The 12,435-nt window shown below is 65.5% G+C and carries 16 protein-coding genes; 11 read left to right on the top strand and 5 right to left on the bottom strand.

The genetic code is table 11. From position 1 onward, the window contains the following. The first annotated feature begins 2 nt into the window (after positions 1 to 2). Positions 3 to 776, top strand: coding sequence for an NRDE family protein (locus GAA2_RS13800; RefSeq protein WP_006436422.1), 774 nt, complete (start codon positions 3 to 5; stop codon positions 774 to 776). Between the two features lie 19 nt (positions 777 to 795). Here the strand turns inward: GAA2_RS13800 and ald are convergent, their stop codons facing one another. After that, positions 796 to 1,911, bottom strand: a complete 1,116-nt coding sequence (gene ald / locus GAA2_RS13795) for an alanine dehydrogenase (RefSeq protein ID WP_006436423.1) — start codon at positions 1,909 to 1,911, stop codon at positions 796 to 798. Between the two features lie 137 nt (positions 1,912 to 2,048). Here ald and GAA2_RS13790 point away from each other — a divergent pair, with 137 nt between their 5' ends. The 5 genes from GAA2_RS13790 to GAA2_RS13770 are packed head-to-tail and all read left to right on the top strand — an operon-like array spanning position 2,049 to position 4,933. After that, complete coding sequence (locus GAA2_RS13790) at positions 2,049 to 2,531, top strand: Lrp/AsnC family transcriptional regulator (RefSeq protein ID WP_006436424.1); 483 nt, start codon at positions 2,049 to 2,051, stop codon at positions 2,529 to 2,531. Positions 2,532 to 2,588: 57 nt separating this feature from the next. Then, positions 2,589 to 3,338: a 4-hydroxy-tetrahydrodipicolinate reductase gene (gene dapB / locus GAA2_RS13785; RefSeq protein WP_191834424.1), complete on the top strand. Its 750-nt coding sequence runs from the start codon at positions 2,589 to 2,591 to the stop codon at positions 3,336 to 3,338. 5 nt (positions 3,339 to 3,343) lie between these two features. Then, complete coding sequence (locus tag GAA2_RS13780) at positions 3,344 to 3,883, top strand: hypothetical protein (RefSeq protein WP_006436426.1); 540 nt, start codon at positions 3,344 to 3,346, stop codon at positions 3,881 to 3,883. A 31-nt stretch (positions 3,884 to 3,914) separates the two neighbouring features. Beyond that, entirely contained in the window at positions 3,915 to 4,475 is a 561-nt protein-coding gene (locus GAA2_RS13775) for a maleylpyruvate isomerase N-terminal domain-containing protein (protein ID WP_191834423.1), read from the top strand. Beyond that, positions 4,475 to 4,933: a flavodoxin family protein gene (locus GAA2_RS13770; RefSeq protein ID WP_191834422.1), complete on the top strand. Its 459-nt coding sequence runs from the start codon at positions 4,475 to 4,477 to the stop codon at positions 4,931 to 4,933. Before GAA2_RS13775 ends, GAA2_RS13770 begins: the two co-directional genes overlap by 1 nt. A 7-nt stretch (positions 4,934 to 4,940) precedes the next feature. Here the strand turns inward: GAA2_RS13770 and GAA2_RS13765 are convergent, their stop codons facing one another. After that, a complete protein-coding gene (locus tag GAA2_RS13765) occupies positions 4,941 to 5,273 on the bottom strand; it encodes a hypothetical protein (RefSeq protein WP_191834421.1) in 333 nt (110 codons plus the stop codon). 187 nt (positions 5,274 to 5,460) lie between these two features. Here GAA2_RS13765 and GAA2_RS13760 point away from each other — a divergent pair, with 187 nt between their 5' ends. Continuing rightward, positions 5,461 to 6,780 carry an IS256 family transposase gene (locus GAA2_RS13760; RefSeq protein WP_191834420.1) on the top strand — a complete coding sequence of 440 codons (1,320 nt, stop codon included), beginning with the start codon at positions 5,461 to 5,463 and terminating at the stop codon, positions 6,778 to 6,780. On the opposite strand, the gene GAA2_RS13755 is transcribed toward GAA2_RS13760, so the two are convergent. After that, positions 6,742 to 7,266 (bottom strand): hypothetical protein, encoded by a 525-nt coding sequence (locus GAA2_RS13755; RefSeq protein ID WP_191834419.1) that lies wholly within the window; start codon positions 7,264 to 7,266, stop codon positions 6,742 to 6,744. The two genes, GAA2_RS13760 and GAA2_RS13755, sit on opposite strands and share 39 nt — an antisense overlap. A 213-nt stretch (positions 7,267 to 7,479) precedes the next feature. On the opposite strand from GAA2_RS13755, the gene GAA2_RS13750 reads away from it, so the two are divergent. Then, the gene (locus tag GAA2_RS13750; protein WP_262410961.1) at positions 7,480 to 9,045 is read left to right on the top strand and encodes a hypothetical protein; all 1,566 of its coding nucleotides are present in this window, start codon (positions 7,480 to 7,482) and stop codon (positions 9,043 to 9,045) included. 24 nt (positions 9,046 to 9,069) lie between these two features. On the opposite strand, the gene GAA2_RS13745 is transcribed toward GAA2_RS13750, so the two are convergent. Next, positions 9,070 to 9,342, bottom strand: coding sequence for a hypothetical protein (locus GAA2_RS13745; protein WP_191834417.1), 273 nt, complete (start codon positions 9,340 to 9,342; stop codon positions 9,070 to 9,072). Continuing rightward, positions 9,320 to 9,547 carry a hypothetical protein gene (locus GAA2_RS13740; protein ID WP_191834416.1) on the bottom strand — a complete coding sequence of 76 codons (228 nt, stop codon included), beginning with the start codon at positions 9,545 to 9,547 and terminating at the stop codon, positions 9,320 to 9,322. Before GAA2_RS13740 ends, GAA2_RS13745 begins: the two co-directional genes overlap by 23 nt. 65 nt (positions 9,548 to 9,612) lie before the next feature. On the opposite strand from GAA2_RS13740, the gene GAA2_RS13735 reads away from it, so the two are divergent. The 3 genes from GAA2_RS13735 (at position 9,613) to istB (ending at position 12,240) form a co-directional block, all read left to right on the top strand. Then, entirely contained in the window at positions 9,613 to 9,930 is a 318-nt protein-coding gene (locus GAA2_RS13735) for a hypothetical protein (RefSeq protein ID WP_191834415.1), read from the top strand. A 106-nt stretch (positions 9,931 to 10,036) separates the two neighbouring features. Continuing rightward, entirely contained in the window at positions 10,037 to 11,383 is a 1,347-nt protein-coding gene (locus GAA2_RS13730) for a Mu transposase domain-containing protein (RefSeq protein WP_191834414.1), read from the top strand. Next, positions 11,380 to 12,240 (top strand): IS21-like element helper ATPase IstB, encoded by an 861-nt coding sequence (gene istB / locus GAA2_RS13725; protein ID WP_024498619.1) that lies wholly within the window; start codon positions 11,380 to 11,382, stop codon positions 12,238 to 12,240. The genes GAA2_RS13730 and istB overlap by 4 nt, the downstream gene beginning before the upstream one ends. The last annotated feature ends 195 nt before the right edge of the window (positions 12,241 to 12,435 follow it).

Here is a 12,435-nt window from a genome sequence, read left to right as displayed (position 1 = left end):
CCATGTGCCTGATCCTCTTCGCGTGGAATGCGCATCCCGAGCATCGTCTGATCGTCGCGGCCAACCGCGACGAGTATCACCGGCGACGCACGTATGCGCTGTCCCGATGGGATGACCTGCCGATCATGGCCGGACGCGCGCTGGCCGGCGGCACCTGGTTGGGTGTCTCCGCGGAGGTGCCCGGCCGTGTGGCGATGGTGACGAACGTGCGGGTCGGTCCACCGGAACGCGCGGGCGTCCGTTCACGTGGGCAGCTGCCGGTGGACTTTCTCGGCGGTGGCGACGACCCGAAGGTGTTCGCCGACCGCGTCGTCGAACAGTCCGCCGACTACGACCCGGTGAACCTGCTCGTCGGTGACACCGGGACCAACGGGGACGCCGATGACCTCTGGTGGGTGACGAACCGACCGCACCCGCACGCCGAACGGGTCGCCGACGGTGTGCACGGCGTGTCCAACGGTGCGCTCGACAACGACTGGCCGAAGGTCGTCGACGGCACTGCTGCGCTGCGCGACCTGATCGCCGGCGGTGCCTCCGACGAGGACTACTTCGCGATGCTGGCCGACCAGGACCGGCCCGATCCGGTGCGTCTGCCCGACACCGGTGTCGGACCCGAGTTCGAGGCGGCCCTGTCGTCGAAGTTCATCAACATCCCGGGGTACGGCACCAGGGCGTCGACCGTGCTGCGCATCGGCTACGACGGCCACGGCGAGATCACCGAACGCCGCTACGGGTGGCGCGGGAAGCGGCGAGGGACCACCACGCTCCGGTTTTGAACTGCGCTCCGGTTCTGAACTAGTTGTGTGCGAACGGCATAGCCGCGACCGGTAGGCCGAGGGCCTCGCCGACCTCGGCGGTGAACAGCTCGCCGTCATGGGTGCTCAACCCGGACGCGAGAGCTGGATCAACCGCGCAGGCCGTCTCCCAACCCTGATCTGCCAGACGCAAGACGTAGGGGAGGGTCGCGCCGGTCAGCGCCTGTGTCGACGTGCGCGCGACCGTGCCCGGCATGTTGGCCACGCAGTAGAAGGTGGTGTCGTGCACGGCGAAGGTCGGTTCGGCGTGCGTCGTCGGGTGCGAGTCCTCGAAGCAGCCGCCCTGGTCGATGGCGATGTCGACGAGGACCGTGCCGGGCTTCATCTCTGCGACAAGGCTGTTGGACACCAGGACCGGTGCCTTCGCGCCGGGGACGAGGACGGCGCCGATGACGAGGTCGGCGTTCTTCACCGCCTCGTCGAGCGCGAGCCGGGTGCTGTAGCGCGTGTGGACGCGGCCGCCGAAGCGGGCGTCGATCGCGCGGAGTTTGGCGATGTCGAGGTCGAAGACGCTGACCTGCGCGCCCATGCCCACCGCGATGGTCGCGGCATTGACACCGCTGACCCCACCGCCGAGGATGACGACCTCGGCGGGCTCGGTGCCGGGGACACCGCCCATGAGGGCGCCGCGACCGCCCTCGGACTTCATCAGGTGATAGGCACCGACCTGTGGTGCGAGACATCCGGCGACCTCACTCATCGGGGCGAGAAGGGGAAGTGCGCCGTCGGCGGTGCGGACCATCTCGTAGGCGATGGACGTGGTGCCGGAGGCGAGCAGGGCCGAGGTGCACTCCTCGCCCGCTGCCAGATGGAGGTAGGTGAAGATCGTCTGGCCCGCCCGCAGCAGGCCGAACTCCGAGGCGATCGGTTCCTTGACCTTGAGCAGCAGGTCGGCCTGCTCCCAGACCTCGGCGGCAGTACCGAGGATCTGCGCGCCGGCGGCCTTGTAATCGTTGTCGGTGATCGCCGAACCCTCTCCGGCGCCCGCCTGGATGATCACGTCGTGCCCGCGATGGTGCAGTTCGGCGACGCCGGCCGGGGTGATGGCGACGCGGTACTCGTGGTTCTTGATCTCGGTGGGGACGCCGACGCGCATGATGCTCACTCTCGTCTCGAAGTTTGTACTGATAACCTGCTTTCAGGGTGAAGGAACTTCGGACGTGTCACAATGTGCGCGAGGAAGATTCTCGGCGGACCGAAAATCGTGAAGATGGTTCAGATCAGGAGGCTGAGATGCCCGCCACTCCGAAGGATGTTCAGCCCGGCGACCTCGACGCAACCGACCGCGAACTGCTGAAGCTCCTGCAGTCCGACGCCCGCATGCCCAACAGTGAGCTGGCCCAACGCGTCGGGATCGCTGCGTCGACGTGTCACGGCCGCATGCGCAGGCTCGTCGACCTCGGTGTCATCCGTGGATTCTTCGCCGACGTCGACCCGGCCGCCGTCGGCCGCCCGTTGCGCGCGATGGTCGCGGTCAGTCTCCAATCCGATGCGCGTGGTCAGATCCGACGATTCGTCGGTGAGATCGCCGCCTACGACGAGGTGATCGACGTGTTCTTCCTCGCCGGTGCCGACGACTACATGCTCCACGTGGCCACCGCCGACACCGAGGCGCTGCGCCAGTTCGTCGAGCGGCTCAACGGTCGACGCGAGGTCGCGGGTACCACCACGTCGCTGGTCTTCGAGCATCGTCGCGGCGATGCGCCGATCTACTGAGCAGGTGGTCGCCACTAGACTGGGCCCGTTGGCACGTCGAGATCGAAGAGGGTGGACATGAGCGGTATCAAGGTGGGCGTCCTGGGTAGCCAGGGCAAGGTCGGGCAGGCGATCGTCACGGCGGTCGAGAAGGCCGACGACCTCACCTACACCGTGGGCGTCGACAAGGGCGACTCGCTGGAGTTCTTCTCCGACACCGACACCGAGGTGGTCGTCGACTTCACCCACCCCGACGTCGTCATGGACAACCTGAAGTTCCTCATCGCCAACGGGATTCATGCTGTCGTCGGCACCACCGGCTTCACCGAGGAACGTCTCGAGACCATCCGCGGCTGGCTCGCCGAGAACCCGAAGGTCGGCGTGCTGATCGCCCCGAACTTCGCCATCGGCGCGGTGCTGTCGATGCGGTTCGCCGCGCAGGCCGCCAAGTACTACGACTCGGTGGAGGTCGTCGAACTCCACCATCCGCACAAGGCCGACGCACCGTCGGGCACCGCCTACCGCACCGCCGCACTGATCGGCCGCGCACGCGCCGAGGCCGGCGTGGGACCGAGTCCCGACGCCACCACCGAAGAACTCGACGGCGCGCGTGGGGCGGTGGTCGACGGTGTGCACGTCCACTCGGTGCGCCTGGCCGGCCTCGTCGCCCACCAGGAAGTGCTGCTGGGCACGGAGGGCGAGACCCTCACCATCCGCCACGACTCCCTTGACCGGTCGTCGTTCGCGCCCGGTGTGCTCCTCGGGGTGCGCAGCATCGCCGACCGTCCGGGTCTGACCATCGGGCTCGAAGAACTGATGGACCTCTGATCCCCATGGTCGATGACGGCACGCACGACGAGGGCACCCACACCGGCGACACCGAGGGTGGCGCGCCGCAGCTGGGTCCGAAGAAGAAGGACGCCCGGCCGATCGTCTGGATGATCGGCTTCCTCGTCGTGGCGCTGGTCGTCTACTTCGTGCTTCTCGGCTGGCGCGGGTTCCAGCTGATCGCCACGGGGACCGCCGCGGGAATCGGGCTGGGGCTCGGTGTCATCGCACTGCCGCTCATCGGCGCCTGGCTGATCTACGCGACGCTGCGGGCGGGTCTGGAACACCAGAAGCTCGCGGCGATCATGGCCGAGGAAGGCCGCGAACTCGACATCTCGAACCGGCCGCACCGCGCGTCGGGCCGCATGGAACGCGACGCCGCCGACGAATTGTTCGCGCAGGTCAAGGCCGAGTGGGAGGCCGACCCGAACGACTGGCGCAACACCTACCGCATCGCCCGCGCCTACGACTACGCCGGCGATCGCCCCCGCGCCCGCGCGATGATGAAACGCGCGGTCGCACAGTTCCACGGGCGTGAGCAGTAGCGGAGTCTTATCCGACAGTGTGGGAGGCCAGATGAACGACCCGGGACCCTGGCTCGACGAGGCCGCCCGGCTGTGGGCCGATCATCTGGCGAACGCCGGACCCGAGAGGCTGCGCGACGCAAGTGGTTGCGCGGGATGGACCAATAGGGACCTGATCAACCACCTCATCGGCGGCGGCTACCGCTACTCGATGCTGCTCAAGGGTGCGAGCGCCGCCGACACTCTGTCGACGCGCGACGTCGACTACCTCGAGGCCGGTGATCCGATCGCTGAATTCTGGCGTAGTGAGAACGCCTTCCGTGCCGCCGTCGGCTCCGCCGACCTCGACGTCGATGTCGATCATCGCGCCGGGCGCCGACCGGGCCGTCAGCTCCTGGTGATGCGGATCATGGAGCTGGCGTTGCACTCTCACGATCTGTGCGTGGGCATCGACGCGGCCTGGGCGCCGTCGGACAGACTCGTCGACTACGTCCTCACCGACGCCGGACCGGTCATCGAGGAATTGCGTGCGGCCGGACTCTTCGAGGCGCCGATCGCGCCGGCGTCTTTGAGCGCCGCAGATCGGTTGCTCGCGTTTGCGGGGAGGTCCTGATGGCGGACAAGAGACTACTGATCGTCCACCACACGCCGTCACCTCATTGCCAGGAGATGTTCGAGGCTGTGGTGTCGGGTGCCACCGACCCGGAGATCGAGGGCGTCGAGGTGGTGCGCCGCGCAGCACTGTCGGTGTCAACGAGTGACTTCCTCGACGCGGACGGGTACGTGCTCGGCAGCCCGGCGAACCTCGGCTCGATTTCAGGTGCTCTCAAGCACGCCTTCGATTGTTCGTACTACCAGATCCTCGACTCGACGCGGGGCCGCCCGTTTGGGCTGTACCTGCATAGCAATGAGGGGGCCGAGGGTGCGGTGAACGCCGTCGACCGGATCACCGCCGGTCTCGGGTGGGAGAAGGCCGCCGAGTACGTCATCGCGTCGAACAGGCCGGATAAGGCGGTGCTGGAGGCGTGCTGGGAGCTGGGGGCGACCGTCGCCGCCGGGTTGATGGGGTAGCAGTGCGTCACTGCGGCTGCCATCCGTCGTCGAGGTCCTTCTCGTGGGCGGAGACCACGAAGCCGACTGCTTCGACGGCCGCCGGGCACACGGCGTTCATCGCCTCGCCGAGCTGTAACCAGCGCTCTGCGCCGGTGGGGTCAACGTAGTGAAAGACCTGCTCGAACGCGAACACCGGGATTAGGTCGACAGCACCCCCATCGGCGGGTCGTGCGAACTCGACACGCGCGAGGACTCCACCCGCCTCAACGATTCCCTCGTACACGCTCGACTTCACGCCGCCGGGCGGTGGCGGTGATACGCGCACCTCGGCCATCCGAACCGCGTTGTTGGCCACCACGTTCAGCAGTCGATGCTTGTCTGTGTTTGAGAGGTGCTGGAGCACGTGCAGGAGCAATGATCAGAACCTGTGGATGACCCTCGGTGAGGGGGCGTTGAAAGTGGGCGCACCTTCCCGAGGATGATCTGAATATCCGAAGGTCCGATCATGAGCCGGCGTTGGCGCGCTGGTTCGGGAAGGTACGCCCATGCTCACCGTAGTTCACGATGCCACCGAGGCCACTGAAAGCACCGGCGGTGCCGGTCGGTCGTTATTGGACGAGATCGTCCGCGACGGCGCCCGGCAGATGCTGGCTGCAGCACTCAAAGCCGAGGTCGCCGCCTACGTGGCCCAGTTCGCCGACCAGCTCGATGAGGACGGCCATCGGTTGGTGGTCCGCAACGGCTACCACCAGCCGCGTGAGGTGCTGACCGCGGCCGGCGCGGTCAAGGTGAAGGCGCCGCGGGTCAACGACCGCCGCGTGGACCCCGATACCGGTGTGCGGCAGCGGTTTTCCTCGGCGATCCTGCCGGCGTGGGCACGTAAGTCTCCGCAGATGAGTGAGGTGTTGCCGCTGCTGTACCTGCATGGGCTGTCCAGCGGCGACTTCACTGCGGCGTTGGAGCAGTTCCTCGGCTCGGGTGCGGGGTTGTCGGCCTCGACGATCACCCGGCTGACCGCGCAGTGGCAGGACGAAGCCGCGGCGTTCGGGCGCCGTGATCTGTCCGGTACCGACTACGTCTACCTGTGGGTCGACGGCATCCACCTCAAGGTGCGCCTGGAGCAGACCAAACTGTGCCTGCTGGTGATGATTGGCGTGCGTACTGATGGCCGCAAGGAGCTGGTGGCGATCACCGACGGGTATCGGGAGTCCACCGAGTCGTGGGCCGACCTGCTACGCGACTGCAAACGCCGCGGGATGACTGCCCCGGTGCTGGCCGTGGGCGATGGCGCCCTCGGGTTCTGGAAGGCGGTCCGCGAAGTGTTCCCAGCGACCCGTGAGCAGCGGTGCTGGTTTCACAAGCAGGCCAATGTCCTTGCCGCACTGCCTAAGTCGGCACATCCGTCGGCGTTGGCGGCGATCAAGGATATCTACAACGCCGAGGACATCGACAAGGCACAGGTCGCGGTCAAGGCATTCGAGGTCGACTTCGGCGCCAAATACCCCAAGGCCGTCGCCAAGATCACCGACGACCTTGACACCCTGCTTGAGTTCTACAAGTACCCGGCCGAGCATTGGATTCACCTGCGCACGACCAACCCGATCGAAAGCACTTTCGCCACGGTGCGACTTCGGACCAAGGTCACCAAGGGGCCTGGATCACGCGCGGCCGGGATTGCCATGGCCTCCAAGCTGATAGACGCCGCACAAGCCCGCTGGCGGGCCGTCAACGCCCCGCATCTGGTCGCCCTGGTCCGTGCCGGCGCGGTCTTCCACAAAGGCAAACTGCTCGAACGGCCCACCGACATCACCCCACCGCAACCGCCTTCAAACGGTGACGAGCGCACCGGAACGGAGGTCGCCTGAAACACCCCGATCCACAGGTCTTGACAATTTCTCCACGTGCAGTGGGTGCAATTTGTCAGTGCCTGCGTGGTATGGCTGTTGGGACTCGAACACCTTGGTGACGGTCGGGCCGTACCATTTCTTGCGTTTGCCAATCCACTTCTCGAACGACGCCTCGGAAGGTCTAAGGGGGAACTCCACCTCGCGTGGGTTGTTCGCCTGAATCCGTGACGGCGTGATAGCCCAGACCGCGTGGTCCATTGCGGCTCTGAGGTTGTGGATAACATCGCCCATGAGCAGCGACGACCTCGTGTAGTTGGGGACTTCATCGAGCATCCACTCGGCCCACACGGTGGGTGCCGACGCCTCAGACATGTTGCTGCGCCGCGAGTACTTCTTATTGGCAGTGAGCAGTTCCTCGAGAAGGTCTCGCAGCTCGTCTCGAATCTCGAAGGCGCGCTTGATCTTGTCCAGGTCCGGCAGGCGCGCACTCTTGCTCTCACTCATGCGCAGAGCGTATCTGCTGTCGCAGCCCACACCGCCCGTATCGTCGCGGGTGGGTGTCGAGGCCATCGCCGTTACCACCCACACCGCTCCCGGTGTCCGATCTCCCGCCGGGGCGGTGTGTCGTTCACCCTCGGTCCGCCGGTCGGTTCAAATCGCTCCCAAACGCGCCAGCGTGTCAGGGGCACGGTGTATCTGTGTGCCATGACTCTGACAGTGCCTGACGACATCCCGCGCTTCCGCTATATGCGATACGTTCGACCTCCGGCAAAGACGACTGGGGCTCAGCGCGACGCACAGCCGCTGTTCCCGATCCAGCCAAATACTCGCAAGATGCGCGTCGGCATTGACGTCCAGACATTGCCAGAACCGACTGCGGAACTCTTAAGGGTTGTCGGTCGGGACGAAGAGGTTGAGCCGATTTTGATGGTCCAGAACGATGCTGGCGAACCGATAGGGTGGCTTCGCGCCCTCGGCTCTAGCGAGTGGTACGACTTCACATTCACCACCGTGGAGGACGCCCCGAAGTTCGCCGACGCATCCACTGTTGGCATCTCCGGTTATCGAGACGGCGAGCGTTGGCTGTGGACTTCGGGGAACTTCTTCAGCATCTACGCGCAGCTCGATGAAGCAGCGCGCAAGGCATATTCGGACGACGACGGCCTGAGTCTTGCCGACCGGCACAGAGCGTCGGCACTGGCGGCGGCGGCCGGTGCCGTTGGGGTAGACGTCATCGTGACGATGTCTGCCACCGCCCTACGCGACGAAGTGGCCGACAATGACTCGGTCATCAGTGTCACCCCCGATCAGCTGCTACCTCTGTTTGGTCATTACCTTCGCAGCACAGGAAGCCACGTGCTGGAATCGGCGAAGGGCGGATTGCAGGGGGGAGGTACGTTTGTCCGGAAGTGCAACGCCACATCCGTTGCCGACCTTTACCTCGCCGGGATCGACGCTTCGGTGCCGCATCTCACCGCGATACGCCTGATGGCAACGATGGGACGTGACTCTGATCTCGTCGAGTCCATGGCCGCGATAGCGCTGCGCCTCAGCCGTGCAGCGCGAGCAGTCGACAATCTCCTCGCTGCACTCAGTAACGGCAGCTCATCTGAGATGCAGCGGTCGGATACTGCCGAGACCACCGCCGAGGCATTCGACCGAATCTTGCTGTATCTCTGTGCGGCGATGGACAGATACGCTCGTGTGACCCAAACGCTGTTCGACACGAGTCTGAATCCGGACAAGCCGCGTGGTTCGCTCACCTCGACGGTCGAATTGCGTTCGGTGATCGAGAAGTTCGAACCGACCGACACATCGGAACTCGAAGCGCTCGGGGCGTATGCGCGGGTCATCGGTCAGCTACGGAACCGTATCCATGCGCTGCCCCTCGATACGCAGCACCAGCTATCTCGGGGCTATGGTTCGTCGACAACGGTGGCGGTGACTCTGGACGGCCTCGCTGAGTTTGATCCGGGTAGCACACCACTGAACCAGGACCAACTAGACCGCTTAGGAGTTTGGAACGCGCAGTCCTCAAATCCCTTTGAACCACGTTCATATGCCGCTGATCTAGCGACACTGGCGACCACGTTGTTCAAAGAAACGCTCCGATACGTCGAGAAGTTCTCACATTTCCTCATCCGCAATAAGACTCTGGCGACGATTACAACGGTGCAGCACCCAGTGCTGGGCTGTTGGGCGGACGATCCACGTCCGATGCCAGATGCGACCGGGAATGAGGTCTTGTATCGGGAGATGCTGGGGTGGGCGGACTTTGGGTAAGTGGCCGCTCCCGGTCGCGGCCGCTCAGGGCAGTGCGAGTTTGACCGTGAACGAGCCGGGCCGCGCACCACTCCTAATGCCGGCCAACGCAAACTGACGCGCCTCCGGTTCGTCGCCGGGGAGCCACAGCGCTTTGTCGACGTCGGCCCGAGTCGCGGTGCCGTTGATGAACAAGTGACGCGCGAGACCGGAGATCGAGCCCCCGCAGTTCGAGATCAGGCGCGGGACGTCGGCCGGTCGCGGGTCACCGCTCTCGCGGACGATCTTGTCGTCCTCACGGCCGGATGCGGTGAGCACCCGGCGCAGCATGCTCGACGTCGGCGGGGCCGCCATGTCGCCAATACGCCTCGGCATACGGCCGGGCGTAACCCCAACCAACCTTGGTGAGTTCGGCCTCTAGGTGGCCGACCGCGCTCACCAGATCGGCCGGTGCCGGACCGGCGGGGGCGTCGGCGATCAGTCGCGCCGCGATCTCACGCTCGACGGCGACCTGTTCGAACACGGTACCGGCTGCGATAATCGCTGCATGACACCAAGTTCCACCCGTCACGCAGGCGGGGCAGAGCGATGAGTGATGAGGGGCTGCTCGTTGCGTTGAGTGAGCACTGTATAGATGGTTCGTACTCGCTGGCTGATCTGCTGCGTGAGTGTTTGATGCTCGGGGCGCGCACCGGGTCGGATGCGCTCCGCGAATGGGCTGGCCGCGAGCTACATGGATATGGCGAAGGGCAAGAGGTGCCCGAGTACCGCCGGAACGCCCTCCCACTTTTTCGGGACGTTCTGGCGGGGCAATGGCACCGTACGGCCGAGCAGATTCATCGCTATCAGGTGCCGTCAGACCTACGAGAGGCAGTACTGACGGCGCTCATCGAAATTCCCCAGTGATGCTCATCTGAATTCCCCACCCGTGTGGCTCCGCCAGAGTAGGCGGGCCTCCCGTGATGCTGATGGTCTCTGACCACTCACCAGCAACCTCGGGAGGCCCGCTTTCATGTTGACACGGGAGAACGATGTGGAAGTACATGCACTGCACAACCGGGGGTGGACGATCTCGGCGATCGCCCGCCACACCGGCCACGATAGAAAGACGATCCGGGCCTACCTCAACGGTGAGCGCACCCCGGGCCAGCGCAAGAGGCCGGCGGTTGATCCGTTCGACCCCTACCTCGACTATGTCCGGGCCCGACTCGACGAGGACCCGCATCTGTGGTCACGCACGTTGTGCGATGAACTCGAGGACCTCGGCTACACCCAGTCGTATCAGACCCTGACCCGCCAGATCCGGACTCGCGGTCTGCGACCGAAGTGTGCGGACTGCGCGCAGGTCACCGAACGGGCGAATGCGATCATCGAACACCCGCCGGGTGAAGAGACACAATGGGATTGGGTGGAGTTGCCGAATCCTCCAGCGCAGTGGGGTTGGGGTTCGACCGCATTCCTGCTGGTCGGGTCACTGTCGCATTCGGGGCGGTGGCGTGGCTATCTGGCACCGGATATGACCCGCCCGCAGGTGATCGCCGGTATCGACCGCATCACCCGCCGCTTGGGTGGGGTCACCAAGTCGTGGCGGTTCGACCGGATGGCCACGGTGTGTCACCCGGCAACCGGCGCGTTGACCGCCGAGTTCGCCGGCGTCGCCAAGCATTACGGCGTCTCGGTGGCCGTGTGCCCACCCCGGCGCGGGAACCGCAAGGGTGTGGTGGAGAAGTCCAATCACATTGCCGCGCAACGCTGGTGGCGCACACTTCCTGACGAGCTGACCGTCGAGCAAGCCCAGACCAGTTGCGACACGTTCTGCCGGACCCGCTCGGATGTTCGGGTGCGCCGAACCAAAGATGGGCGCTCGAACGTGGCCACCATCGCCAAACGCGAACCCCTGAGCGCCCCGCCAGCAGCTCCGTACCCGACGACGGTCACCGAGGTGCGGAAAGTGTCTCGCCAGGCGCTGGCGGCATGGAAGGGCAACCAGTACTCGGTGCCCCCGGAGTTGGCGATGAGCGACGTGCACGTCAGTGAGCGTCTCGGTGACGGGCATATCGACATCGCCACCGACTCGGGCATCGTGATCGCCCGCCACCGCCTGGCCACTGCCGGCTCGGGAGCCCAAGTGCGTGACCACGGCCATGTCGTCGCCTTGGACACCCTGGCCCAGGCCGGCGCCTCATCGAGTCGCCGACCGCATCGCCGCAAGGAACGCATCCCACCCGGCCAGACCGCCCGACAAGCTGCAGAAGCGCTGCGCCGCGCAACCGCCCACCCCGCCACACCGACCGAGGCGTCGGTGATCGATCTGAGCGTGTACGAACGCGCCGCACAGAACAGGACCCAACTCCCATGACCAACAAGACCGACGAAACCACCACCACCTCCAATCCGAACAGTGATGCACCGCAGTCACAATCGGCGGTCTCGGTGTATCAGCAGCTACGTGGGCATCTCGCCGCACTCAAACTCGACTCCGCCGCGCAAGCCCTACCGCAGGTGCTGCAGACCGCCGCCGAGCAGGAGTGGACGATGACCTACACCCTCGAGCACCTCCTCGGCATCGAGGTCGATGCCACCGAGGCCCGCCGCCTGGCCGGGCGGCTGCGGTTCGCCTGCCTGCCCACCCCCGCCACCCTGGACGGGTTTGACTACGACGCCGCCCCCGGAGTCGACCGAGCATTGATCCGCGAACTGGGCACTTGCGCCTACCTCGAATCGGCCACCAACGTGCTGCTCATCGGACCGCCCGGCACCGGCAAAACCCACCTCGCCGTCGGGCTGGCGCATGCCGCGGTGCACGCCGGCTACCGCACGTATGTGACCACCGCCGCGGATCTGGCCGCCCGCTGCCACAAAGCCGCCATCGAGGGCCGCTGGGCCACCTGCATGCGATTCTTCGCCGGTCCCACCCTGCTGGTGATCGACGAACTCGGATACCTGCCGCTACCGGCCGAAGCCGCGTCAGCGCTGTTTCAAGTTGTGGCACAACGATATTTGAAGACAAGCATCGTGATCACCACCAACCGGTCAGTCGCCGAATGGGGTGAAGTCCTCGGCGACACCACCGTCGCCGCCGCCATGCTCGACCGACTGCTACACCGCTCCGTCGTGCTCAAACTCGACGGCGATTCCTACCGGCTACGCGACCACCACGCCCGCACCCAAAACCAGCGCACCGCCACCGCACCAACCCGACGGACGCTACAGTAGGAGCCGCCCACGGGTGGGGAATTTCAGTGAGCACACCTGGGGAAGTTTCTTGAGCCCCGTCAGTACCTGAGTTCGTCGAGTTCAGACAGCCCATCGACGAAGTTCAGTCGATGGCGTTGCAGGAGCACCCCAACCGAATCACGCTGCATACCTTCCCTCTCGTTACCGCCAGTTGGAGCCGACAGCTTCCGGCAC

Source organism: Gordonia ajococcus (assembly GCF_012974285.1).
In the GTDB taxonomy this organism is placed as follows: domain Bacteria; phylum Actinomycetota; class Actinomycetes; order Mycobacteriales; family Mycobacteriaceae; genus Gordonia; species Gordonia amicalis.
Note: the sequence above shows the minus strand (reverse complement) of the source record. Positions and strands in the feature narration are given on the sequence as shown.

Bases quoted from the DNA above. Each gene is read 5' to 3' on its own strand.
- GAA2_RS13800 (WP_006436422.1), top strand. From the start codon at position 3: ATGTGCCTGATCCTCTTCGCGTGGAATGCGCATCCCGAGCATCGTCTG.
- istB (WP_024498619.1), top strand. From the start codon at position 11,380: ATGACCAACAAGACCGACGAAACCACCACCACCTCCAATCCGAACAGT.
- GAA2_RS13790 (WP_006436424.1), top strand. From the start codon at position 2,049: ATGCCCGCCACTCCGAAGGATGTTCAGCCCGGCGACCTCGACGCAACC.
- GAA2_RS13775 (WP_191834423.1), top strand. From the start codon at position 3,915: ATGAACGACCCGGGACCCTGGCTCGACGAGGCCGCCCGGCTGTGGGCC.
- ald (WP_006436423.1), bottom strand. From the start codon at position 1,911: ATGCGCGTCGGCGTCCCCACCGAGATCAAGAACCACGAGTACCGCGTC.
- GAA2_RS13755 (WP_191834419.1), bottom strand. From the start codon at position 7,266: ATGAGTGAGAGCAAGAGTGCGCGCCTGCCGGACCTGGACAAGATCAAG.
- GAA2_RS13735 (WP_191834415.1), top strand. From the start codon at position 9,613: ATGAGTGATGAGGGGCTGCTCGTTGCGTTGAGTGAGCACTGTATAGAT.
- dapB (WP_191834424.1), top strand. From the start codon at position 2,589: ATGAGCGGTATCAAGGTGGGCGTCCTGGGTAGCCAGGGCAAGGTCGGG.
- GAA2_RS13730 (WP_191834414.1), top strand. From the start codon at position 10,037: ATGTTGACACGGGAGAACGATGTGGAAGTACATGCACTGCACAACCGG.
- GAA2_RS13760 (WP_191834420.1), top strand. From the start codon at position 5,461: ATGCTCACCGTAGTTCACGATGCCACCGAGGCCACTGAAAGCACCGGC.
- GAA2_RS13770 (WP_191834422.1), top strand. From the start codon at position 4,475: ATGGCGGACAAGAGACTACTGATCGTCCACCACACGCCGTCACCTCAT.
- GAA2_RS13780 (WP_006436426.1), top strand. From the start codon at position 3,344: ATGGTCGATGACGGCACGCACGACGAGGGCACCCACACCGGCGACACC.